The organism is Winogradskyella sp. PE311, assembly GCF_046545555.1.
Taxonomy (GTDB): domain Bacteria; phylum Bacteroidota; class Bacteroidia; order Flavobacteriales; family Flavobacteriaceae; genus Winogradskyella.
Genome location: NZ_JBHZTH010000003.1, coordinates 84468 through 108297 on the forward strand (window position 1 = coordinate 84468; position 23830 = coordinate 108297).

At 32.4% G+C, this 23830-nt stretch carries 23 protein-coding genes and 1 tRNA gene; 19 read left to right on the plus strand and 5 right to left on the minus strand.

Going from position 1 to position 23830, the window contains the following annotated elements:
* Positions 1-50: 50 nt before the first annotated feature.
* The 4 genes from ACFWU4_RS11565 (at position 51) to ACFWU4_RS11580 (ending at position 4163) form a co-directional block, all read left to right on the plus strand.
* Positions 51-392, plus strand: a complete 342-nt coding sequence (locus ACFWU4_RS11565) for a PadR family transcriptional regulator (RefSeq protein ID WP_411128008.1) — start codon at positions 51-53, stop codon at positions 390-392.
* A complete protein-coding gene (locus ACFWU4_RS11570) occupies positions 389-2191 on the plus strand; it encodes a PspC domain-containing protein (RefSeq protein WP_411128010.1) in 1803 nt (600 codons plus the stop codon). The genes ACFWU4_RS11565 and ACFWU4_RS11570 overlap by 4 nt, the downstream gene beginning before the upstream one ends.
* 231 nt (positions 2192-2422) lie before the next feature.
* The gene (locus ACFWU4_RS11575) at positions 2423-3151 is read left to right on the plus strand and encodes a head GIN domain-containing protein (RefSeq protein WP_411128012.1); all 729 of its coding nucleotides are present in this window, start codon (positions 2423-2425) and stop codon (positions 3149-3151) included.
* Positions 3152-3332: 181 nt separating this feature from the next.
* Complete coding sequence (locus ACFWU4_RS11580) at positions 3333-4163, plus strand: GIN domain-containing protein (protein ID WP_411128014.1); 831 nt, start codon at positions 3333-3335, stop codon at positions 4161-4163.
* 69 nt (positions 4164-4232) lie between these two features.
* Here ACFWU4_RS11580 and trxB read toward each other — a convergent pair whose 3' ends face one another.
* On the minus strand, positions 4233-5216 hold the full coding sequence (trxB, locus tag ACFWU4_RS11585; RefSeq protein WP_411128016.1) for a thioredoxin-disulfide reductase: 984 nt from the start codon (positions 5214-5216) through the stop codon (positions 4233-4235).
* A 158-nt stretch (positions 5217-5374) separates the two neighbouring features.
* Here trxB and ACFWU4_RS11590 point away from each other — a divergent pair, with 158 nt between their 5' ends.
* Positions 5375-5857: a hypothetical protein gene (locus ACFWU4_RS11590; protein WP_411128018.1), complete on the plus strand. Its 483-nt coding sequence runs from the start codon at positions 5375-5377 to the stop codon at positions 5855-5857.
* An 18-nt stretch (positions 5858-5875) separates the two neighbouring features.
* On the opposite strand, the gene ACFWU4_RS11595 is transcribed toward ACFWU4_RS11590, so the two are convergent.
* Positions 5876-6664 carry a hypothetical protein gene (locus ACFWU4_RS11595; protein WP_411128020.1) on the minus strand — a complete coding sequence of 263 codons (789 nt, stop codon included), beginning with the start codon at positions 6662-6664 and terminating at the stop codon, positions 5876-5878.
* 218 nt (positions 6665-6882) lie between these two features.
* Positions 6883-6957 (minus strand) — tRNA-Pro (locus ACFWU4_RS11600).
* A gap of 103 nt (positions 6958-7060) precedes the next feature.
* Between ACFWU4_RS11600 and ACFWU4_RS11605 the strand changes: the two genes are divergently transcribed.
* The 14 genes from ACFWU4_RS11605 (at position 7061) to ACFWU4_RS11670 (ending at position 21912) form a co-directional block, all read left to right on the plus strand.
* Positions 7061-8161, plus strand: a complete 1101-nt coding sequence (locus ACFWU4_RS11605) for a PQQ-dependent sugar dehydrogenase (protein ID WP_411128022.1) — start codon at positions 7061-7063, stop codon at positions 8159-8161.
* On the plus strand, positions 8158-8616 hold the full coding sequence (locus ACFWU4_RS11610) for a c-type cytochrome (RefSeq protein ID WP_411128024.1): 459 nt from the start codon (positions 8158-8160) through the stop codon (positions 8614-8616). Before ACFWU4_RS11605 ends, ACFWU4_RS11610 begins: the two co-directional genes overlap by 4 nt.
* Before the next feature lie 43 nt (positions 8617-8659).
* Entirely contained in the window at positions 8660-9265 is a 606-nt protein-coding gene (gene udk / locus ACFWU4_RS11615; protein ID WP_411128026.1) for a uridine kinase, read from the plus strand.
* Complete coding sequence (locus ACFWU4_RS11620; RefSeq protein ID WP_411128028.1) at positions 9265-9582, plus strand: FtsB family cell division protein; 318 nt, start codon at positions 9265-9267, stop codon at positions 9580-9582. Before udk ends, ACFWU4_RS11620 begins: the two co-directional genes overlap by 1 nt.
* Position 9583: 1 nt before the next feature.
* Complete coding sequence (locus tag ACFWU4_RS11625) at positions 9584-10966, plus strand: methylmalonyl-CoA mutase subunit beta (RefSeq protein WP_411128030.1); 1383 nt, start codon at positions 9584-9586, stop codon at positions 10964-10966.
* A gap of 55 nt (positions 10967-11021) precedes the next feature.
* The gene (gene scpA / locus ACFWU4_RS11630) at positions 11022-13142 is read left to right on the plus strand and encodes a methylmalonyl-CoA mutase (RefSeq protein WP_411128032.1); all 2121 of its coding nucleotides are present in this window, start codon (positions 11022-11024) and stop codon (positions 13140-13142) included.
* A 168-nt stretch (positions 13143-13310) separates the two neighbouring features.
* Positions 13311-16169, plus strand: coding sequence for a M16 family metallopeptidase (locus tag ACFWU4_RS11635; RefSeq protein WP_411128034.1), 2859 nt, complete (start codon positions 13311-13313; stop codon positions 16167-16169).
* Between the two features lie 152 nt (positions 16170-16321).
* Entirely contained in the window at positions 16322-17089 is a 768-nt protein-coding gene (locus ACFWU4_RS11640) for a ParA family protein (RefSeq protein ID WP_411128036.1), read from the plus strand.
* Entirely contained in the window at positions 17089-17991 is a 903-nt protein-coding gene (locus ACFWU4_RS11645) for a ParB/RepB/Spo0J family partition protein (protein WP_411128038.1), read from the plus strand. The genes ACFWU4_RS11640 and ACFWU4_RS11645 overlap by 1 nt, the downstream gene beginning before the upstream one ends.
* Positions 17981-18586 (plus strand): DUF5683 domain-containing protein, encoded by a 606-nt coding sequence (locus ACFWU4_RS11650; protein WP_411128040.1) that lies wholly within the window; start codon positions 17981-17983, stop codon positions 18584-18586. Before ACFWU4_RS11645 ends, ACFWU4_RS11650 begins: the two co-directional genes overlap by 11 nt.
* 1 nt (position 18587) lies before the next feature.
* Complete coding sequence (dapB, locus tag ACFWU4_RS11655) at positions 18588-19289, plus strand: 4-hydroxy-tetrahydrodipicolinate reductase (RefSeq protein WP_411128042.1); 702 nt, start codon at positions 18588-18590, stop codon at positions 19287-19289.
* A gap of 61 nt (positions 19290-19350) precedes the next feature.
* On the plus strand, positions 19351-20967 hold the full coding sequence (gene lepB, locus ACFWU4_RS11660; RefSeq protein WP_411128044.1) for a signal peptidase I: 1617 nt from the start codon (positions 19351-19353) through the stop codon (positions 20965-20967).
* Positions 20968-20989: 22 nt separating this feature from the next.
* Complete coding sequence (locus ACFWU4_RS11665; protein ID WP_411128046.1) at positions 20990-21604, plus strand: WbqC family protein; 615 nt, start codon at positions 20990-20992, stop codon at positions 21602-21604.
* Positions 21604-21912, plus strand: coding sequence for a DUF6122 family protein (locus ACFWU4_RS11670; protein WP_411128048.1), 309 nt, complete (start codon positions 21604-21606; stop codon positions 21910-21912). The genes ACFWU4_RS11665 and ACFWU4_RS11670 overlap by 1 nt, the downstream gene beginning before the upstream one ends.
* On the opposite strand, the gene ACFWU4_RS11675 is transcribed toward ACFWU4_RS11670, so the two are convergent.
* Both ACFWU4_RS11675 and ACFWU4_RS11680 read right to left on the minus strand, forming a co-directional pair.
* On the minus strand, positions 21904-22932 hold the full coding sequence (locus ACFWU4_RS11675; RefSeq protein WP_411128050.1) for an endonuclease/exonuclease/phosphatase family protein: 1029 nt from the start codon (positions 22930-22932) through the stop codon (positions 21904-21906). The two genes, ACFWU4_RS11670 and ACFWU4_RS11675, sit on opposite strands and share 9 nt — an antisense overlap.
* A 29-nt stretch (positions 22933-22961) precedes the next feature.
* Positions 22962-23828 carry a rhomboid family intramembrane serine protease gene (locus ACFWU4_RS11680; RefSeq protein ID WP_411128052.1) on the minus strand — a complete coding sequence of 289 codons (867 nt, stop codon included), beginning with the start codon at positions 23826-23828 and terminating at the stop codon, positions 22962-22964.
* Between the last annotated feature and the right edge of the window lie 2 nt (positions 23829-23830).

Sequence of the window (23830 nt, forward strand, 5' to 3'; positions counted from 1 at the left end):
CAAATCAATCAAAAAATGAACAGTTTAATTAAATTAAATCGAATGATACTATGAAGATAGAAAACACAAAAGCACAAATGCGTAAAGGTGTTTTAGAATATTGCATTTTATCAATTTTAAAGGATGAAGATGCGTATGTTGCAGAGATTCTAGGAACTCTTAAAGACGCAAAAATGCTTGTTGTAGAAGGAACAATCTATCCACTATTAACAAGACTAAAGAATGCTGGATTGCTCAATTACCGTTGGGAAGAATCCACGTCTGGACCACCAAGAAAATATTATGGTCTTACAGAGACAGGAAAACTGTTTCTAAAAGAATTAAACTCCACTTGGAGTGACTTACAGAATGCCGTAAACCTAGTAACCAGTTCAAAAACACCAAAGAAATGAATAAAACAGTCAATATAAATTTAGCAGGTATATTCTTCCACATAGATGAGGATGCATACCTTAAGTTATCGCGCTATCTTGAGGCTATAAAACGTTCATTTACAGACTCTCAAGGTCGTTCAGAAATTATAGCAGATATAGAAGCTCGTATTGCTGAGTTATTTTCTGAACGCATACAAAACGAAAAGCAAGTTGTAGGTGTAAAACTCGTTGACGAGGTTATAACTATTATGGGGCAGCCAGAAGATTATCTAGTCGACGACGAAATCTTTGAAGACGAACCACAACCAAAACAAAGGCATAGCTCTAAACCTTCTAAAAAATTATATAGAGATACTGATAATTCCTATATAGGAGGAGTTGCTGCAGGTTTAAGCCATTATTTTGGTATCGAATCTATTTGGACCCGCTTAATATGGTTGTTACTAGCCATAGGTTCTGGTGGAACATTTATTTTTATCTATTTTATCTTCTGGGCATTGGTACCAGAAGCAAATACGACGGCAGAAAAATTGACCATGACTGGTGATGCTGTAAACATTAGCAACATCGAAAAAAAAATTAAAGACGGCATTGATTCAGTTTCAGAAAATCTAAAAAATGTTGATTTTAAAAAACATGGAGACAAATTAAAAGAAGGTTTTGACACCGTTTCAGATAACATTTCAGATACAGTAAAAAGCGTCGATTTTCAAAAACAAGGGAATCGCATAAAATCGAGTTCTCAGACATTCTTTGATTCTATAGGAAGTATTTTAATGTTCTTTCTAAAAATTATGGCAAAGTTTATTGGAGTCATATTAATTATAGTAGGTATAAGCACTTTAATCTCATTAATTGTAGCATTTTTTACTATAGGAATTACTGATGCCATTCACTTACCAGGCATGGATTTTCTTTATGTTGCTAATGCAGCAAACATACCAATATGGCTTATGTCTTTATTGTTGTTTTTTGCTGTTGGAATTCCATTTTTCTTCGTCTTTTATTTAGGGCTTAAGATTTTAGTAAATAATTTAAAATCTATAGGTAATGTTGCCAAATTTACATTACTCGGTCTTTGGTTGATGGCTATTATAGGTTTGGTTATTACTGGTGTAAAACAGGCTACCGAACATGCTTTTGACGCTAAAGTAACTGCTAAAAAAGAAATAAATATCAAATCGGGTGATACATTAAATTTAAGTATGAAATGGCTAGATAATTATAACAGTTATAGATACAATAGAAATAGTGGTTTTAGAATAGTTGAAGATGATAATGGGCAAAGTCTTGTATCATCAGACGTGAGATTAATAATAAAGTCTACAACAGATTCTATTGCATCATTGATTATCGAAAAAGAAGCAACTGGAAGCAATTATAACATTGCCAAAGATCGCGCAGATAATATCTTTTACAATTATGATTTATCGGGTAAAAACTTAGTATTAGACACTTATTTAACAACCGATATTAAAAATAAGTTTAGCGAACAAGAAATTAGACTAACCCTCTATTTACCCGAAGGTACCATTTTGTACGCTGACAATAATACGCGTAGTTTTCATCAGAACTATAGCTATTATAATGATATACTAAAAACAGGGATGGAAGAACAATATCTCAAAGTAATTGAAGATGATGTAGAATGTTTAGACTGTGAAGTCATAGAAGAGGAAGAAGAGAATATTGGGCAAGTGCAATTAAAAACAGCGGAAAGTGAGACCTTAATTGAGCAATCAACAAATGAAGAAAAGCCAGATGTTAGCGTACAAATTGACGAAAATGGCGTTGACATAGAGGTTAATGACAATTGAGAGTACAAAATCAACAGTTCAGTATTATTTAATATTAAACGACTAAAATCTTGTAGATATTTGTATAGAATAAATTAAAAAAAAATCAATCAATCAATCAATCAATCAATCAATCAATCAATCAATCAACCCACTTGAGCTATGCAATATCAAAATCTTTATTGTTTTTTGATATTGCTTTGGCCAAAGTGAATTTTTAAAAAACTAAACATCAATCAAAAAATAAAAATCATGAGTACATTAACCAGAATTATCGTTTCAAGCATTATCAGTCTATTTATGCTATCCTGTAACTTTTCAATGAATTTTGGACCAGGTATAGACGGCAGCAAAAATGTCGTTAGTGCTGATAGAAATATTTCCACAGACTTTAACGCTGTGAAAGTGAGTCAAGGTCTAAATCTTTATATCACGCAGTCTAAAAATGTTTCTTTAAGCATTGAAGCAGATGATAATCTTCACGACATAATTGTGACAAAAGTTGAAAATGGAACACTAAGCATTTATACTACAGAAAATATAAGAAGAGCTTCGTCTAAAAACATTCTATTAAGTGTACCTAATTTAAACACAATTAAAGCTACAAGTGGCAGTAATGTGTATGCAACTAGTGCAATCGATTTAAATAAATTAGAGCTTACTACAACTAGTGGGGCAAATATTAAACTAGATATTAAAACACAAAATTTAATTTGTCGTTCAACTAGCGGAAGTAATATTATACTAAACGGAACTACAAAAAATATGACCGCTGAGGCTACAAGTGGCAGTAATATTAGAGCATCCAACTTATCTGCTGAAACTTCAAATGTTAAGGCAACTAGTGGTGCCAATGTTACAATAAACACCTTAAAAGAATTAACTGCACGAGCTACAAGTGGAGGTAATGTAAGATATTCAGGAAATCCTGAGAGTATTAATAAATCAGATAGTTCTGCAGGAAGTATTAGAGCGCAATAGAGATGTTTTTAATTAAAATTAAAAATATTTAAGTATCTATATACCTTATAATCACATAATTAATAGCCGTTTTAAATTCTTTAGAGAGTTTGGGACGGTTTTTGTATATCTTTGTTTAAAGGCTATAAAAGTGACATTACTAATGTTTTGTGTCTTACTTATAGCGCAATTAAACTTTGAGATGAAAAAAATATTACTTGTTCTTGTTTTAATGATATTTGTTGCACCAACTGTCATCGCACAAGAAAAAATAAAAGGAGACCGAAATGTAACTATTAAACAAACTTACATTGACGATTTCGAAACAATTGTAGTTAATGGAGATTTCTCTATTGAAATTGTATATAACAGTAAACCATCTGTTCAAATTGAAGCAGACGATAACTTGCACGAAGTTATACAGTTTGATGTTGTTGATGGTGTTTTATCCTTTATCGAAACGACTCGTATTACATCAAAAAAGAAGTTAGCTATTACCGTAAATTATGGTGATGCTTTACAAAATATTGAAACCATGGGAGATGGAGAAATACGTTCTTTAACTTCTATGGAACTTGGTAATGCTACGCTTAGCACTTCTGGTAATTCTAGGGTTTATTTAAATATTAGAGCGAAAAACTTTATTTATAAAAGTTCTGGAAAATCCAAAACGCGCTTAAATCTAACGGCTGATTCAACAAAAATAGAATTAAGTGATAATAGTAAGTTAGACGCTTTAATAAATAGTAAAGTTGCCGATTTTGATCTATATTTAAGATCCGATGCTGTAATTGAAGGGTCTGCCTCTAGCTCAATAATTCGTTTAGACAATTCCACAAACTTTAATGGCCCAAAATTCGATGTTAAAACTGTCGATGTAACGCTAGAAGATAATAGCGATCTCACCATTGCTGCTAATGAAAGTATTACAATAGAGGCTTCTGGAGATAGCGAAATTTATTTATTTGGAAATCCTAAAATTGTAATATCTAAATTTGAAGATACTGCCAAACTTCAAAAGAAGAAGCGTTAAATAAACAATTTATATAAAATAAAAAAGCCGAAGTTTTTACTTCGGCTTTTTTATGAACCTTCTTGTCTATTAATTATAAGTTGGAGTTGAAACTTCGAAATCAGATTCTTTAGCAGCCAAATAACGCTCTGCATCCAAAGCAGCCATACAACCAGTACCAGCAGCAGTAATAGCTTGTCTATAGACATGATCAGCTGCATCTCCACTAACAAATACACCGTCAACATTGGTTTTACTTGTTCCCGGAACTGCATTTACAATATAACCCGTTTCGTCAAGTTCTAAATAATCTTTAAATATATCTGTATTGGGTTTATGACCTATGGCTACAAAAAATCCAGTTGCTGGTATATCAAATTTTTCATTAGTCTGATTGTTAAATGCTCTCACGCCTGTAACAACCTGGCCATCGCCAAGTACTTCGTCTGTTTCAGTATTAAATAAAATTTCAATATTCTCAGTATTCTTAACACGATTAGCCATAATCTTAGATGCTCTAAACTCATCACGTCTAACTAACATAGTTACTTTTTTACAGAGCTTAGATAAATAATGTGCTTCTTCTGCTGCAGAGTCACCTGCACCAACAATAACTACCTCCTGATTTCTGTAGAAAAAACCATCACAAACCGCACACGCAGAAACACCTCCACCTAATTTTAAATATTTTTGCTCAGATGGCAATCCTAAATACTTGGCTGAAGCTCCTGTAGAAATTATTACAGTAGAAGCATGTATTTCGGTCTCACCATTGACCCATACTTTATGAACATCTCCCGAGAAATCTACTTTAGTAATCCATCCATGACGTACATCTGTTCCAAAACGTTCCGATTGTTTTTGTAATTGTATCATCATCTCCGGACCAGTAATACCATCTGGGTAACCCGGAAAATTCTCTACATCATTAGTAGTTGTAAGTTGCCCTCCTGGTTGTTCACCTTGATATAATACTGGAGCCATATTAGCTCTAGACGCATAAATTGCAGCTGTATAGCCAGCAGGACCAGAACCAATTATTAAACATTTTATTTTTTCAATTGTATCAGACATATCTTGTATTTTATTACATAACAAAAGTAGGATTTTTGGCTAAATCCTTACATAGAAGTTATTAACACTACTTATAGGGCTATAAAAAGATTCAATCTTTTCTTTATTCCGATTTAATTTCTTAATTTATAAGGGTTTAATAGTAAAATCTAACCATTATGAAATCTAAAATTTTAATTTTTATTGCGACTTTCTTGTTAGTATTCACATGTAAAAATTCAACCGATAATGCAATAACGTCTATTGAAGAAGATACAGCCAAACAAAAAGAAAATAAAGCCTCACTAAAAGGCACTTGGGAATTAATAGGCTTTTATAATTACAAAGATAATGTAGTAGTGGATTCTTTTAAAATGAACCCTGAATTTAGACAACTAAAAATGTATACAGACACTAAAGTAATGTGGTGTAAACATAGGCCAGCAGACTCTTCAGAATGGTTTGGTTATGGTACTTATAAATTTAATGAAGGTAGCTTAACAGAAACATTAGATTTTGGATCAACTGAAATGGATTTAGTTATAGCTGAGAATAAAGAATTCACATTTGAACTAACACTTCAACCAAATCGTTTTCAACAGATAGAGCTAGATGAGGATGGTAATCGTATTTATTCTGAAAATTATAAAAGAGTTGAATAAAATTTCAATCTAAGAGATTTAATTATAAAAACTGAATTCTTTACGAATTTTTTTAGTAGTTCTTCGGATGCTATAATTGAAAAGTTTCATTAAAATTCTTTTAATACCTTCAGAAGACATCCATCCTTTATGATTATTAAATTTCTTGATGTTTGATATTGACATTAGGTGATTTTCGCCATTTGCCATGCTATAGATTCCACCGTAAAAGGGTAATTCTGACAATACTATATTTTTGTTCAATACTTTTAAACGATGATCAAAATATAAAATTGGGTCTACTTCAAAAAAGTATTTTAATATCTCTGGTTTTACAATTATTGAGCTACCACATAGGTAACTAAACTTAATGGTAGAAAACAAGAAAGGCTTTCCGTCTAAATGTATGTAACCCTTTTTTATATACCAACCTGGTTGGTCAACAGTATTTGAATTAATATACTCAGCAATGCGATTACTTATAAAATCATCAGAATCTACGGTCATTACATAATCCGTATTAAAATTATCGTTAGCATAAGCACTACCTAATTTCAATTTTTTTCCTTTATCAATTTCTCTTCGTTTATTGATACTTGCGGCGCTTTCTGTTTTTCTTTTTATAGGTGGTTCAAATTCAACTTGAATATATTCAACATTACTATGTACAAAATCAATTTTTGGTATTTCGTGACAGACTGCTATAACCTTAAAGTCTTTGTCTGTTTGATTACAAATAGACTTTAATGTGCCTTCAAACAACTTGCAGAATTTTGGCCAGTTGTTTGTTACTCGTTCACTTTTAATCGGTACAATAAATGTTATCATTAAATAAAAGTAATTACCTACAGTGCAAAGTATTAAAATAATAACGGATATGGACAAAAACTCGTTAAATCCTTAATTTCCAAAGACAATCGCTAACCTTTTTAGAATTAATAGGGTATAAATAGTAATTTTTGAGCTATCACTTGGAAAATGAAGAACTTTTCAAAATACTTACAACAAAAAAAAGCACAGTGAATACTGAGCTTTTTTAATTAAAGTCGGGGTGGCAGGATTCGAACCTGCGGCCTCCACGTCCCAAACGTGGCGCGATAACCGGGCTACGCTACACCCCGAAATAATAGATTCTTATTTTCGGTGTGCAAATATATAGTTTTTCTTCTTTATCCAATAACAATTTTCTAAATTTAGACTCTCATAATTTAATACCTTTAAAACATGAAATTGAGATTTCCAGTTATAGTATTAATTTTTACTAGCCTCTTAACTTGTGCACAAGATAAAAACCCTGTAAACACAGAAAATAGCCATGAAGTTATAGTGCCTGATCTCAGCATTCCATGGGCTTTTACATTTCTTCCGGATGGATCTATATTAATTAATGAAAAATCTGGCGAGCTTATACACTTTAAGGAAGGTAATAAAACAAATGTTTCCGGACTACCAGAAATTTATCTTAGAGGTCAAGGTGGATTAATGGATATTATTCTGCATCCAGATTATAAAAATAATGGATGGATTTATTTCTCGTACGCCTCTGAAAAAGGAGATGGCCAAGGTGGTAATACCACAATTGCGAGAGCAAAATTAAAAAATAATACAATAACCAACTTTAATGTACTTTACAAAGCTGAACCTAACTCTAAAAAAGGACAGCACTTTGGGTCTCGTTTAGCATTTGATAATGATGGCTATCTTTATTTTAGTGTTGGTGATCGAGGAAACAGAGACGTAAATCCTCAAGATATCACTAGAGACTGCGGTAAAATCTATAGAATTAATGATGATGGGAGTATTCCTAAGGACAATCCTTTTATTAAAAATGCTAAAGCAAAAAAAGCCATTTATTCATTTGGGCATAGAAATCCTCAAGGAATGACATTACAACCAGGCACTGGTGATATTTGGACACATGAACATGGTCCAAAAGGAGGTGATGAAATTAACATTATACAGCCTGGTAAAAATTATGGGTGGCCAATAATCAGTTATGGTGTAAACTATAGTGGTACTAAATTCACCGATATAACAAAAAAAGACGGAATGGAACAGCCAATTCATTATTGGGTTCCTTCGATAGCACCGAGTGGCATGTCTTTTATTGACAGTGATAAATATGGGGATTGGAACGGAAATCTTTTAGTTGGCTCACTTAAATTTCAATATTTAGACATGTGTACCATAAAAAATAATAAAGTTATAAAAGAAGAGCGTTTACTCGATGGATTAGGAAGAGTAAGATGCATAGAACAAGGACCCGATGGTTATATTTACGTCGGAATTGAAAATTTAGGAATAATTAAATTAATTAAAAAATGAAAAAAATAGTAAAGCTTGTGGTATTGTTATTAATTGTTGTCTCATGTAACTCAAATGAGAAAGAAGATAAAACGAATAAAGTTAAGTACCCAAAAAAGACATCTATTAAGCAAGTTTCACCAGAATTAAAGGCGAGTATCATAGAAGGCAAACTTGTTTACGAAAATTTATGCATCACCTGCCACATGGCTGATGGAAAGGGCGTAACTAAGGCATTTCCACCATTAGCAAATTCAGATTACTTAAAGAAAAAACAAACAGCTAGTATTAAGGCTGTAAAAAACGGAATGTCTGGTGAAATTACAGTAAACGGAATAACGTATAATAGTGTAATGGCCCCTTTAGGCCTTTCGGACGAGGAAGTAGCTGATGTAGTTAATTATATCAATAACAGTTGGGGAAATAATTATGGCAAGATGTTAACGGCAGAACAGGTAGGAAAAATTGCTAAATAATAATACCTAATTTTGAAAACTAAATCAATCAAAAAAAATTATAATGTTAATAATAGGGATTGCAGGCGGAACAGGATGTGGCAAAACTACAGTTGTAAATACAATTCTTAATGAATTACCAGAAGGAGAAGTTGGTGTAATCTCACAAGATTCTTACTACAAGGATACGTCTCACTTGAGTTATGATGAGCGTGTGAAAATTAATTTTGACCATCCACGTTCTATCGATTTTGAACTTTTAGAAGCACATTTAAAAGAATTAAAGAAAGGAAATACAATAAACCAACCTGTATATTCTTTCGTAAAACATAACCGCACAGGTGACACTATTTCTACAAAGCCCAGAAAAGTTATGATCGTAGAAGGTATCTTAATTCTTACTAATCCAGAAATAAGAGAATTATTTGATATTAAAATATTTGTTCATGCAGATTCAGACGAACGCTTAATTCGTCGTTTAAAAAGAGATATAACCGAACGTGGTCGAGATATTGATGAAGTTTTAACTAGGTATCAAACAACACTAAAACCAATGCATCAGCAATTTATTGAACCTATGAAAGAATATGCTGATATTATTATTCCTAATAATAAATACAACACTGTTGCGGTAGATATCGTTAAAACAATAATTAACGAACGTTTATAATGGGAATTTTTGATAACAAATACTTAAAGCCTTTTAAAAGTATCTATCTACTTGTATTAATTGTTTTTGTGGTATGGATGCTATTCTTTGATGCTCATTCTTGGCTATTTCACCGAGAACTAAATGATGATAAACGAGAATTAGAATATCAAAAAGAACATTACAAAAATGAAATGACCAAAGACGCAAAGGCTATTAAAGCCCTAAGCACTGAAGAAGGAATTGAGCGGACTGCAAGAGAAACATATAATATGAAAAGGCCTAACGAAGATATTTTTATTATAGAATACGAGGATAGTATAGCCAAAAACCAATAAGATGAGTAAATCTTTATTTAATGAGTTTGAAGACACATCTTCAAAGGCCTGGAAACAAAAGATTCAATTTGATCTTAAAGGTGCTGATTATAATGACACATTAATATGGAAAAACAATGAAGGTATACATGTAAAACCTTTTTACCATGCTGATGAATTTGATAACTTACCAGAAGTTTCTTTAAGCAATGCAACTGAGTGGAAAATATGTCAATATATTAATGTAGTTAATGGTAAAGATTCTAACCTTACAGCTATTGACGCTATTAATCGTGGTGCAGAAAGTATAATATTCAATATTAAAAAAAGTGCAGTAGCATTAGAAGATTTATTCCAAAACATAGATATCAATTCAATACCTATTCATATTAAATCAGATTCTATTCCTAAGGCATTCTTAAATAAATTTAGCTTTTTATCTGAAAATAATACAAAACAAAATTTAACTTTTATTCATACAGATATCATTGGTAATCTTGCTAAAACAGGAAACTGGTATAACAATATAAAAGACGACTTCGAAGAATTTAGACTTACGGTTAAAGCAACTAATCAATTAAGTATAGATACAGAAATTTACCAAAATGCTGGTAGCACAATTACGCAACAACTCGCCTACGGAATGGCTCATGCAAACGAGTACTTAAACTATTTAGAAGACAACCTTAATGGAGAAGCCAAGACATCTCTTCAAATAACCTTTAATGTTTCTGTCGGGTCAAATTATTTTTTCGAAATAGCGAAGTTAAGAGCACTAAGATCTCTATGGGCTTCTTTGGCTTCTGAATATAATGTGAATACAGATTGCAACATAATTGCTTCACCTAGTAAACGCAATAAAACAATTTACGATTACAATGTAAATATGTTGCGAACAACTACAGAATGTATGAGTGCTATTATTGGAGGCGCAAATACTATCTGTAATTTACCCTATGATGCTATATATCATAACCAAAATGAATTTGGAGATCGTATATCTAGAAATCAACTTTTAGTATTAAAACACGAAAGCTATTTCGACAGAGTTAACAACCCTGCTGATGGAGCATATTATATTGAAAGTTTAACGCATCAACTTTCCGAAAAAGCACTAGAACTATTTAAAAACCTAGAAGCTAATGGCGGTTTTTTAAAGCAATTAAAAGAGGGTACTATTCAGAGAAAAATCAAAGAAAGTTCAGAAAAAGAACAATTAGATTTTGATACAGAAAATTTAGTACTACTTGGAACGAATAAATATCCAAATCCTGCTGATAAAATGAAGAATGACCTAGAAATAAGCCCTTTCTTAACTATAAAAAAGAGAAAAACTCTTATTGAACCAATTATAAGAAAAAGACTATCAGAAAATCTGGAAATCAATAGATTAAATAAAGAGTAAAAATCAGTATAGATAAAATCTATTACAACTTTTACACTTAAAAATCATATTAAAAATGCCAAGAAAGAATCTTCAACATATATCAATTAATAGTCAGAAAGCTAGCACGAATACTAACCAGAAACTGTCGCTAACAGCTGAAGATATAGATGTTAAATCTACCTATTCTAAACTAGACCTTAAAGATTTAGAGCATCTAAATTTTGTTGCTGGAATTGCTCCAAACCTAAGAGGACCATATTCAACAATGTATGTTCGCAGACCTTGGACGATTAGACAATATGCTGGTTTTTCAACAGCCGAAGAAAGCAATGCCTTTTACAGGCGAAATCTTGCCGCAGGACAAAAAGGGCTGTCGGTAGCTTTTGATTTGGCAACACATAGAGGTTATGACTCGGACCACGAGCGTGTGATTGGAGATGTGGGCAAAGCAGGTGTAGCAATAGATACAGTTGAAGATATGAAGGTTCTTTTTGATCAAATTCCTTTAGATAAAATGTCAGTTTCTATGACAATGAATGGAGCCGTTTTACCAATTATGGCGTTTTACATTGTTGCAGCAGAAGAGCAAGGTGTAGAACCTGCATTACTAGCAGGAACAATTCAAAATGATATTCTAAAAGAGTTTATGGTGCGTAACACCTACATATACCCACCAACACCTTCGATGAAAATTATTTCAGACATCTTTCAATATACAAGTGAGTATATGCCAAAATTTAACAGTATTAGCATTTCTGGATACCATATGCAAGAGGCTGGAGCTACTTGCGATATTGAACTAGCTTACACACTTGCCGATGGACTAGAATACATAAGAAAAGGTCTAGATGCAGGTATGGATATTGACACTTTCGCTCCTCGCCTATCCTTCTTTTGGGCTATTGGCATGAATCACTTTATGGAAATTGCTAAAATGCGAGCAGCACGAATGCTTTGGGCTAAAATAGTTAAACAATTTAACCCAAAGAATCAAAAATCTTTAGCTTTAAGAACCCATTGCCAAACCTCTGGCTGGAGTCTAACAGAGCAAGATCCTTTTAACAATGTTGCTAGGACTTGTATAGAAGCATCTGCCGCTGCTTTTGGAGGTACACAAAGTTTACATACTAATGCATTAGATGAAGCCATAGCACTACCTACAGATTTCTCCGCCCGAATCGCAAGAAACACTCAAATATATTTACAGCAAGAAACACATATCACAAAAACAGTAGATCCATGGGCTGGTAGTTATTATGTTGAAAAACTAACACATGATATTGCTCATAAAGCTTGGCAATTAATTGAAGAAGTTGAAGAATTAGGAGGTATGACTAAGGCTATTGAAGCTGGTATCCCAAAACTTAGAATAGAAGAAGCTGCTGCCAGAAAACAAGCAAGAATTGACTCCGGCCAAGATGTTATTGTTGGTGTAAATAAATATCAACTAGACGAGGAAGATCCACTCCATATTTTAGAAGTCGATAATCAAACAGTTAGAACGCAACAAATAGAACGCTTAAATCAAATCAAATCATCGCGAAACTCTAAAGAAGTTAAAACAGCATTATTAAAATTAACATTAGTTGCCAAGACTGGTGAAGGAAATTTATTAGCTTTAGCCATAGATGCCGCACGCAAACGTGCCACTTTAGGAGAAATAAGCGATGCTCTAGAAGTTGAGTTTGGACGATATAAGGCACAAATTAAATCATTTAGTGGAGTGTACAGCAAAGAGATAAAGAATGACAAAAGTTTTCAAAAAGCTAGAGAATTAGCAGATGAGTTTGCTGAGCAAGATGGACGTAGACCACGTATTATGATTGCTAAAATGGGACAAGACGGACATGACAGAGGTGCAAAAGTGGTAGCAACGGGTTATGCAGATGTTGGTTTCGATGTAGATATTGGCCCACTTTTTCAAACACCTAAAGAAGCCGCTAAACAAGCGGTAGAAAATGATGTCCATATTTTGGGTGTATCCTCTCTTGCTGCCGGACATAAAACCTTGGTACCACAAGTTATTGAAGAATTAAAAACCTATGGTAGAGACGATATTATGGTAATTGTTGGAGGTGTTATACCAAAACAAGATTATCAATATTTGTTCGATTCTGGTGCTGTAGCCGTTTTTGGACCTGGCACAAAAATTAGTGAAGCTGCAATTCAGATTTTAGAAATTTTAATTGATTAGTAAACTAGACAATAACGTTAGCATAAGTCTCTCAACACGCATCTCAAATAACAGTAGTTTTGAACTAAAATTTTAGTTAAAATAATGTTATACATTATTATCAGTAACTTAGATTGTATAAATTAGAGGAATTTTCTTATAAATTCTATTAATTAAAACCATCAATCAATGAAAACTCATTTCCCTCAAGTGTTGAAAACACTTTTTATTTGTTTCCTTTTTGTCGCATTCTCGGCAAACGGACAATCAAAAACACCAGAACAACAAAAATCAGTTTCGGTACCATCAGACGTATTGCCAACAACACCAGATGTTAAAATTGGTAAACTTTCTAATGGCCTCACCTATTACATCCAAAACAATGGTAAACCAGAAGACAAAGTAGAATTGCGTTTAGCATTAAAAGCAGGCTCTATTTTAGAAACGGATGACCAAGTTGGACTAGCACACTTCATGGAACACATGAATTTTAATGGTACAACTAACTTTCAAAAAAATGAATTAGTAGATTATTTACAGAGTATTGGTGTGGAGTTTGGAGCAGACTTAAATGCGTATACTGGTTTTGACCAAACGGTTTATATTCTTCCTATTCCTAGTGATGACCCAGAGAAGTTAAATAAAGGATTTCAAATTTTACAAGATTGGGCTGGTGGTGCATTACTTACCGATAAAGATATTGACGATGAACGTGGAGTTGTTATAGAAGAATATAGAACACGTCTAGGAGCTGCAACAAGAATGCAAGCTAAATACCTAAACAAGATTGCTTATAAATCAAGATATGCAGATCGTTTACCAATCGGAACTAAAGAAAATCTTGAAACATTTAGTTACGAGAGTTTAAGAAATTTTCAAAAAGACTGGTATCGTCCTAATCTAATGGCCGTAATTGCAGTTGGTGATTTAGACGTAGAAACACTAGAAAAGAAAATAAAAGAAAACTTTGGAGGCCTTAAAAACCCTGCAAGTCCAAAGCCAAGAGAAAAATATTATTCCGAAAATCATGAGGATACATTCGTTGCAATTGAGTGGGATGAGGAAGCTACAGGTTCTCAGGTTCAAATTTACTACAAAGACAAAGGCACCCCAAAAAAGACAAAAACGATTAGCGATTACAGAGATAATATGGTCGAAGGGCTTTTTGACCAAATGATAAATAATAGACTTAACGAGTATAGCAATAAACCAAATCCACCTTTTATTTATGGTTTTTCATACAAAGGAGGAATAATTGGTAATAAAGAAGCTTACCAATCTTTTGCTCAAACCAACGAAACTGGACAATTAGATGCCTTAAAAACCTTATTAGAGGAAAATGAACGAGTAAAACGTTTTGGGTTTAAGGCTTCAGAGCTAGAACGCGCCAAAAAAGATTATGTAGCAAGATTAGAACGTCAATTTAAAAATAAGGACAAACTAGAATCTAATAGAATCGTAAATGGCTACATACAAAATTTCTTACAAGAAAGCCCAATACCTGGGATTGAATGGATATTCAATTATGCACAAAAAGAATTACCAAACATAAAATTAAAAGAGGTAAATGGCTTAATTGCAGATTTTTTACATGATGATAATAGATTAGTAGTGCTTACTGGCCCTAAAAAAGAGGGGCTAACTAAGGTTACTGAAAAGCAAGTGATTGATTTACTAGATAGTGTTAAAAAAGCAGATATAAAAGACTATGAAGATGAGGCTGTACGTGCCCAGCTAATGCCTGTAAAACCAAAGAAAGGGACTATAACGTCTGTTGATATTAATAATCATGAAAAAATTAATGAAACTACTACGCTAACACTTAGTAACGGAGCTAAAGTAACTTATAAGAAAACAGATTTTAAAAATGATGAAATCTTGTTAGACGCGTTTAGCTATGGAGGGACCTCATTATATTCTGATGAAGATTTAAAACAAACCTCTAGTGCTAATGGTGGTATTTTTGAAGCCAGTTTAGATGGTCTATCAAAAAATGATATGACTAAAATGACATCTGGTAAAATCGTTAGAGTTAGACCATATATTGGTGGTAATGATGAAGGTTTTAGAGGTTCTGCATCGCCTAAAGATTTTGAGATGATGTTTCAGATGATTCATCTTTACTTTACCAAATTAGATAAAGATCCCGAAGCATTTGCTTCATATATTAGTAAACAAAAAGCATTCTTAGGTAATATTTTATCAAGCCCTAATGTTTCCTTTTCTATTGCTCTTGGTAAATATTTGAGTGAAGGCAATCCGAGATATACAGGATTCCCTGATGAAGAAGCTCTAGACAATGCAAATTACGACTTAGCCTACGAGAAATATAAAGAGAGATTTGCAAACGCAGGAGATTTTCACTTTTACTTTGTTGGTAATATTGATGATGATAAAATTGCCGAATATGCGCAAACCTATATCGCTTCTTTACCTGGAAACGGCACCAAAGAATCTTATAAAGTACATCCTTTTAGAGGTAAATCTGGTTCTCACGAGTTTACTTATAACAAAGGAACAGAGCCTAAGAGTCAAGTTAACTTAATTTTTAGAGGAGAAACTGAATATAATGAAAAAGAAGCTAGAGCAATGAGTGCGTTAGGCGAAATCTTAAGCATTAAACTTATCGAAAAATTAAGAGAAGAAGAAGGCGGTGTTTATGGTGCTGGTGCAAGAGGCTCTATTAGTAAAATCCCTTATGGCCGTTACAATTTTAGTATTTCATTCCCTTGCGGACCAGATAATGCTGAAAAACTTGCAGCCGCATCTATTGGAGAGCTAGAAAAAATAATAAAAGACGGCCCAACAGCTACTGATTTAGATAAGGTGAAGAAAGCTTTACTACTAACAAGAAAAGATCAACTAGAACAGAATCGTTTCTGGTTGAGCGCAATAAAAGGGGCTGATTATAATAAAAGTGACTTAGATAATGTCGTTAATTATGACGCTAATGTTAATGCTATTACAGCTGAAGATGTGCATAATGTGGCTAAGAAATATTTAAATGATGGTTACATAAAAGCTATTTTAATGCCAGAAGAAGAATAAAACATATATAACCTAATAATTGAGTTTATATTCAAACAATCAAGGCAGCTAATACTATAGCTGTCTTTTTTGTTTTAATGATGTTAACAACTTCAATTTCCTAAACTCATAAATAATCGTATTTTTAAACCCTATTAAAACCAAATCATTTGATGGGTAAAATCATTGCAATTGCTAATCAAAAAGGAGGTGTTGGTAAAACGACCACCTCAGTAAACTTAGCAGCTTCTTTAGGTGCTCTAGAGAAGAAAGTCCTACTTATAGATGCCGATCCGCAAGCCAACGCAAGCTCAGGGTTAGGTATTGATGTTGATGCCGTAGAAATTGGTTCTTATCAAGTATTAGAACACACCAGATCTGCTAAAGAGGCCATAACAACCTCTAACGCACCCAATGTAGATATTATTCCTGCACATATTGATTTAGTTGCTATTGAGATAGAACTTGTCGATAAAGAGGAGAGAGAATACATGCTTAAGAAAGCTATTTCAGAATTAAAATCTGATTACGATTATATTTTAATAGACTGTGCACCATCGCTTGGTCTACTTACTTTAAATGCACTTACAGCAGCAGATTCTGTTATTATTCCAATCCAATGCGAATATTTTGCACTAGAAGGTTTAGGTAAACTGTTAAATACTATTAAAAGTGTACAAAAAATACATAATAAGGCGTTAGACATTGAAGGACTTCTATTAACAATGTTCGATTCTCGTTTACGTTTATCAAATCAGGTTGTAGAAGAAGTACAAAAACATTTTAGTGAGATGGTTTTTGAAACTATTATTCAACGCAATGTGCGCTTAGGTGAAGCACCAAGTTACGGAGAGAGTATTATTAACTACGACGTTAGTAGTAAAGGAGCTGAAAACTATTTAGATTTAGCAAAAGAGCTTATAAAGAAAAATGAATTATAATGGCGAAAGCAACTAAAAAACAGGCGTTAGGACGCGGACTTTCTGCATTATTGAAAGATCCTAATAACGATATAAAATCAGCTGAAGATAAAAATGCGGATAAAGTTGTTGGTAATATTGTTGAACTCGATTTAGAAAGTATTGAGGTTAACCCTTTTCAACCGAGAACCAATTTTAATGAAGAATCTTTAAAAGAGTTAGCGTCTTCAATACGAGAATTGGGTGTTATTCAGCCAATAACAGTTAGAAAATTAGCATTTAACAAATATCAATTAGTATCAGGAGAACGTCGTTTTAGAGCTTCAAAATTAATTGGATTAGAAAATATACCAGCATATATTAGAATAGCTAACGATCAGGAATCTTTAGAGATGGCATTGGTTGAAAATATCCAACGCCAAGATTTAGATCCAATAGAAATAGCACTCTCCTATCAGCGTTTAATTGACGAAATTAATTTAACTCAAGAGCAAATGAGTGAACGTGTTGGGAAGAAGCGTTCTACTATTGCTAACTATTTGCGCCTTCTTAAATTAGATCCAATTATTCAAACAGGTATGCGAGATGGTTTTATTTCGATGGGCCATGGTAGAGCTATGGTAAATATTGAAAGTCAAATTGACCAATTAGAAGTTTACGAAAAAGTAATTACTAATAAGCTTTCTGTAAGAGCCACTGAGCAGTTAGTGAAAAATTTAAATTCTACAACGGATACAGCATCAGAAAACATACCTAATGAAATCCCTAAGTATATTAAAAAAGGTATTAAAGAATTTTCGGACTATTTTGGACATAAGATTGATGTAAAAGTGTCTAACAATGGTGCAGGGAAAATCACTATACCTTTTCATTCTGAAGAAGATTTTAATAGAATTAAAAAATTAGTGCAGCGTGCTAAATAAAGCTCATTATTTATTATTACTTTGCCTCAGCTCTGCATTACTCTCATTCTCTCAAAAAGATAAAGATAGTATTGGTCTTGGTCTAGATAAAGAACTAGTTGTTATTGAAGAACAAACAATTCAAAGAAAACCAATAGACCCTTTAAGACCTTCTAAGGCTGCCTTTTTCTCTGCAGTATTACCAGGAGCAGGCCAAGCTTACAATAAAAAATATTGGAAAATCCCAATTGTTTGGGGTGCAATTGGTACAGGTGTGTATTTTTATATAAAAAATGATAAGGACTTCGATCGTGTTAGAAATGCTTACAAAAGAAGATTAGCAGGTTTTACAGATGACGAATTTTCTGATGCAAATGGAGAGCCTCTAATTTCTGATGATGGTCTTATAAGAGCACAACAACAATTTAGAAGAAATAAGGAAGTCTCATTATTAGTAACGATAGGACTTTATGCACTTAACATTATAGATGCTAATGTAGATGCCCACTTATTACAATTTAATGTGGACGAAAACTTAAGTCTAAGCCCACATTACCAATATAATCAGTGGGAAAATTCTTCTGACTTAGGACTAACACTTAATTTTAAGTTTTAATATGAAAATAGCTTTACTTGGTTATGGTAGAATGGGTAAAAGCATTGAAACCATTGCGTTAAAACGAAACCATTCAATAACTCTAAAAGTAATTGATGGATCTTCAACTTATGATTTTTCGGAGGCAGATGTAGCCATAGATTTCAGTATACCAACAGCAGCAGTTTCAAATATTAAAAAGGCCATCGATGCAGGTATTCCTGTTATTTCAGGCACAACTGGTTGGCTAGATAGTTATGAAGAAGTGGTTACCTATTGTGAATATAAAAAAGGAACATTTCTTTACGCCTCTAATTTTAGTTTAGGGGTGAACATTTTTTTTGAAGTCAACAAAAAACTAAGTCAACTTATGGCTTCACTTCCAGATTACTCATTAAAAATGAAAGAAATTCATCACACAAATAAGTTAGATGCACCAAGCGGCACAGCTATTACATTGGCTGAGCAAATTATTGAGCATACTCATTATAATAAATGGACCTTAGACCAAGAAAAGTCTAACGAAATTTATATCGACGCTCAGCGTATTCCTGATGTACCTGGTACACATAAAATAACTTATAATTCGGATGTTGATTCTATAAGTATAAAACATACCGCACATAGCAGAGAAGGCTTTGCAATGGGTGCTGTTATTGCTGCAGAATGGATTAAGGACAAAAAAGGCATCTTTAGTATGAAAGATGTGTTAAACATTGGTTAATTTGCCAATGTTTTGAAACAAATTAAAATATTTTTCAACCAACTAGACTAAATGTATTAGCATGACTTGGACACAGTGGTTTATCTTCATAATAATTTTACAAATAATTCATGGCCTTGGCACATGGAAATTATATATTAAAGCAGGTCGAAAAGCCTGGGAAGCATTTGTACCTATTTACAATGCTGTAGTATTGATGAAGATAATCTCGCGCCCTTGGTGGTGGGTTGTTTTAATGTTTTTACCAATTGTAAACCTAATTATGATTCCGGCTGCTTGGGTAGAAACTGCTAGAACTTTTGGCAAAGACACTAAACTAGATGCATTATTATGCATTTTAACCCTTGGGTTTTATTTGTATTACCTAAACTATGTTGCTGATGTCAATTATATAGAAAATAGACAACTAAAGCCAAAAACATCTGCAGGAGAATGGATTACTTCAATTCTCTTTGCAATTGTTGCTGCCACCATTGTACATACCTATTTCTTTCAACCCTTTGTAATTCCGTCGTCTTCATTAGAAAAATCGTTACTTGTTGGTGATTTTTTAATAGTAAGCAAACTACATTATGGACCAAGAACGCCTATGACGACAGTTGGTGCGCCAATGGTACACGACACAATACCTGTATTAAAAAAGAAATCTTATCTCTTTAATGACAATTTTGAAGAAAGGAATACATCATGGTTAAATAAATTGCAATTACCATATTTAAGATTACCTGGTTTTGAAGATATAGAACGTAATGATATCGTCGTATTTAATCAACCTGCGGATACACTGTTGGATATGAATAATTTTAATCCTGATCGAAATTATTATAAACCTATTGATAAAAAAACAAATTTAGTCAAACGATGTGTAGGTGCTCCGGGAGATACTTTAGAAATAAGAAACGGTTATGTATTTATAAACGGTATACAAAACAAATTACCTCCGAGAACTCAACTTCAATTTTCATATCAAATTAGTCTTAAAAAGCCACATACAACTCAAGGAGAACAATTTCGATTTTTTGATTTATTAAAAAAAATAGGAATAAGTGATGGCGCTAGACTAAATCCAAATACTGGCGAATACACAGTCTTTGCGGCGACGAATGAAGCTATTGCTCAATTAAAAATTCAGCCAAACGTAAAAGAGATTGTACCCATAAAAAGAACACCTGGTGTAAAAGATGATATATTTCCAAGAGACGCAAACTATAATTGGAATATTGATAATTTTGGACCAGTGTGGATACCCAAAGCTGGTGGATCTATAAATCTTAATGTAGACAATATAGCATTATATAAAAGAGCAATTTCAGAATACGAAGGACATAAGGTCGTCACTCGAGGTAATCAGGTTTTTATAGATGATAAGCCTGCCACGGGATATACATTTGGGCAAGATTATTATTGGATGATGGGAGATAATAGACATAATTCTATTGATAGCAGATTTTGGGGATTTGTTCCTTTTGACCATACTTTTGGTAAACCAGTATTTATTTGGATGAGTATTGATGGTATTAATGATGGCCTTAAAAACTGGAGTTTCCGTTGGAATAGAATTTTTACTACTGTTAGCGGAAATGGCGAACGGACTTCATATTTTATCCCATTTATAGTTTTAATTTTTGGTATAACTTTCTTTAACAAATGGAGAAAGAAGAAAAAAGCTAAGTCATAACGTCTAAAATATTAGAGACGTTATGAATTGTCTTATTCACCCAACATACTTCCCAAACATAGCACACTTTGTTGCTATGGTAAATTCGAGCATAGTATACTTAGAGGTTTGTGATAATTACCAAAAGCAAAGTTTTAGAAATCGTACAGAGATTTATTCTGCAAACGGAAAACTAGCACTAACAGTTCCTGTTAGCTATACTCAAAAAAATAGACAATTGTATAAGGATGTGAAAATTGCAAACAAAGATAACTGGCAACTCCTGCACTTAAAATCATTACAGTCAGCCTATCGTATGTCTCCATTTTTTGAGTATTATATTGATGACTTATTACCACTTTTTGAGAAGCGTTTCAATTTTATCTTAGACCTAAACATAAGTTGTCTTGAGGTGCTTTTAGAAAGCTTACAGATTAACATTACAACCGTTGATACTTTAGTTTTTGAATCAGAAACTAGTAATAAGGTGGATGATAGAACTATGGTAAAACGAAACTATAAAGCCACCAACTTTGAGACATATACGCAGGTGTTTAGTAAAAAACATGGATTCATATCTAATCTAAGTATTTTAGATCTACTTTTTAATGAGGGTCCAAATTCTGAATTATATTTAAAAAAACAGAAGTTAAAGTAATGCTTAAATTTGCTATTCATTACGGTTTACACTTTGGTTTACCTCTGGCTATTTCTTTAATCTTTTTCAAAAAAAACTGGAAGAGTTCTTATGTTATAATGTTACTCGCTTTTGTTATCGATTTAGACCATTTACTTGCTAATCCAATTTTTTCACCTAATCGTTGTAGTATTAATTTTCATCCACTTCACTCCTATTATGCCATAGTAATTTACTGTCTTATGCTAATTCCTAATCGGACGAGAATTTTTGCAATCGGCTTATTAGCACATATCATTTCTGATAGCGTAGATTGTTTATTAATCTAACTTTAGTGTTGCTTTTATAGGATAATGATCTGACAATATAGTCTTATTATAAGTTTTAAAACTACTGACTTCGAAATCTTTATCGGCTAATATAAAATCAATTCTGAGAGGAAAAAATTTGAAATCAAAAGTTTTACCGAACCCACTACCTGCCTCTTCAAAAGTATCCACTAAGTCATCTCCAAGAACTTCGTTATAACTATAAGAGAAAGCTGTATTATTAAAATCGCCTGCTACAATGGTTTTGTATTTGCATTTAGACTTATGGTTTTTAAATAATTCTACTTGATTCTGCTGCATAATAAATGCTTCTTTTACGCGCTTTACAAATAAGTCTCTAGAATATTGATTATTTATATAATCTATCTGAGTATTAATTTTTGAAGATTGTAGATGCAGATTATACACTCTAATGGTATCCATATCTTTTACAATATCTACGAAAAGCGCATTATTATTGGTGTTTTTAAACTCCAAAGAACCAGAATTAATAATCGGAAATTTTGAAAAAATAGCAAGACCACCTCTCGTATTTTTAGTATAAGTTCCGTTAAAATGAGAGTAGCCTTCTAATTTAATTGGTTTACCTCTAGTGTACTCTTGTATACAAATAATACCTGGTTCCTTCTCATAAAAGAAATCAACAATATCATCTTTTGTTGTTTTATTTGGTTTCCAATTGTATTTATTAAATAACCGAACGTTAAATGACATCACAGACATATTATTTGATGCTTCATCAGTTGATAAAAACGAAAACGCGTACATAGATTGCATATAATTCCAACCAAGAATTAATACTACTAATGATAAGAAAATCTGCTTCTTAAATCTTATTAACCAAAAAATAAAAAATAATATATTTAGTAATATTAAAAGCGGCACACCAAGACTTAAAACGGATAAAGTAGCAAAACTTTTTGGAGGAACGTATGGTAAAACATAGGATATCAATAATAAAAATGCAGCCAATGAATTGACTATAAACATAATTTTATTAAAGAATTTTAATTTCTTCATACCTAAATTAACACATAGCTAGATTCTATCTATTTACCAGCTTTAAACAAAAACGCTTTCTCTTCTGCGGTTAAACTTTCATAACCACTTTTACTTATTTTATCGAGAATTAAATCTATCTTTTTCTGATTATTAAACGTATTAAACTCGTCTTTAGTCTTTCCTGCATAAGATCCTTTTTTGGATTTTCTGTATACAGTTTTTAAATTAGATTTTGGCTTAAACCAACTCATTACTGTATCCATTAAACGCTCAAAACCTAATCCTATGTCTTTGCCTTCCTTTAATTTTATAGCGTATAAATAACCTAAAAGCGCTCCACCAAGATGAGCAACATTTCCTCCTTGGTTCCACCCAAACAAACCTAAAACATCCATTACTACCAAAATAATAGCAATATATTTTAGTTTTATATTTAACATAAATACACGTACATCCTTCTCTGCCATATAAACACCTAGAAAAATCAATAGGGCCCTTATACCAGCCGATGCACCAACAACTGAAGATGTATTTATTAAAAATCTACTAGGTAATACATTGTAAACAAACAAAAAGGCGAGTCCACCAACTATAATACCCAGAAAATAAATATTCAGAGCCATTTTTGGCCTAAATAAATTTAATAACATTCTCGATATATAATATAATATCAATAAGTTAAAAAGAATATGAAAAAAACCATAATGTGTAAATCCATAAGTTATAAGACTCCAAGGCTTTAACAAAAACTGAAAGAAATCTGATGGTAAACCCAAATAAGATAAGGAACTGTTTGTTCTACCGAAAACATTAATAAGCTGACCAATGAAATAAATAATAATATTTAGCACTATTATTTTCTCAAAAACATTAAGTCTATTAAACTTATATTTTAAATCTTTAGACGTACTCATAA

Coding starts and splice junctions, on each gene's coding strand:
- ACFWU4_RS11565 (WP_411128008.1), top strand. CDS start 51: ATGAAGATAGAAAACACAAAAGCACAAATGCGTAAAGGTGTTTTAGAA.
- ACFWU4_RS11570 (WP_411128010.1), top strand. CDS start 389: ATGAATAAAACAGTCAATATAAATTTAGCAGGTATATTCTTCCACATA.
- ACFWU4_RS11575 (WP_411128012.1), top strand. CDS start 2,423: ATGAGTACATTAACCAGAATTATCGTTTCAAGCATTATCAGTCTATTT.
- ACFWU4_RS11580 (WP_411128014.1), top strand. CDS start 3,333: ATGAAAAAAATATTACTTGTTCTTGTTTTAATGATATTTGTTGCACCA.
- trxB (WP_411128016.1), bottom strand. CDS start 5,216: ATGTCTGATACAATTGAAAAAATAAAATGTTTAATAATTGGTTCTGGT.
- ACFWU4_RS11590 (WP_411128018.1), top strand. CDS start 5,375: ATGAAATCTAAAATTTTAATTTTTATTGCGACTTTCTTGTTAGTATTC.
- ACFWU4_RS11595 (WP_411128020.1), bottom strand. CDS start 6,664: ATGATAACATTTATTGTACCGATTAAAAGTGAACGAGTAACAAACAAC.
- ACFWU4_RS11605 (WP_411128022.1), top strand. CDS start 7,061: ATGAAATTGAGATTTCCAGTTATAGTATTAATTTTTACTAGCCTCTTA.
- ACFWU4_RS11610 (WP_411128024.1), top strand. CDS start 8,158: ATGAAAAAAATAGTAAAGCTTGTGGTATTGTTATTAATTGTTGTCTCA.
- udk (WP_411128026.1), top strand. CDS start 8,660: ATGTTAATAATAGGGATTGCAGGCGGAACAGGATGTGGCAAAACTACA.
- ACFWU4_RS11620 (WP_411128028.1), top strand. CDS start 9,265: ATGGGAATTTTTGATAACAAATACTTAAAGCCTTTTAAAAGTATCTAT.
- ACFWU4_RS11625 (WP_411128030.1), top strand. CDS start 9,584: ATGAGTAAATCTTTATTTAATGAGTTTGAAGACACATCTTCAAAGGCC.
- scpA (WP_411128032.1), top strand. CDS start 11,022: ATGCCAAGAAAGAATCTTCAACATATATCAATTAATAGTCAGAAAGCT.
- ACFWU4_RS11635 (WP_411128034.1), top strand. CDS start 13,311: ATGAAAACTCATTTCCCTCAAGTGTTGAAAACACTTTTTATTTGTTTC.
- ACFWU4_RS11640 (WP_411128036.1), top strand. CDS start 16,322: ATGGGTAAAATCATTGCAATTGCTAATCAAAAAGGAGGTGTTGGTAAA.
- ACFWU4_RS11645 (WP_411128038.1), top strand. CDS start 17,089: ATGGCGAAAGCAACTAAAAAACAGGCGTTAGGACGCGGACTTTCTGCA.
- dapB (WP_411128042.1), top strand. CDS start 18,588: ATGAAAATAGCTTTACTTGGTTATGGTAGAATGGGTAAAAGCATTGAA.
- lepB (WP_411128044.1), top strand. CDS start 19,351: ATGACTTGGACACAGTGGTTTATCTTCATAATAATTTTACAAATAATT.
- ACFWU4_RS11665 (WP_411128046.1), top strand. CDS start 20,990: ATGAATTGTCTTATTCACCCAACATACTTCCCAAACATAGCACACTTT.
- ACFWU4_RS11670 (WP_411128048.1), top strand. CDS start 21,604: ATGCTTAAATTTGCTATTCATTACGGTTTACACTTTGGTTTACCTCTG.
- ACFWU4_RS11675 (WP_411128050.1), bottom strand. CDS start 22,932: ATGAAGAAATTAAAATTCTTTAATAAAATTATGTTTATAGTCAATTCA.
- ACFWU4_RS11680 (WP_411128052.1), bottom strand. CDS start 23,828: ATGAGTACGTCTAAAGATTTAAAATATAAGTTTAATAGACTTAATGTT.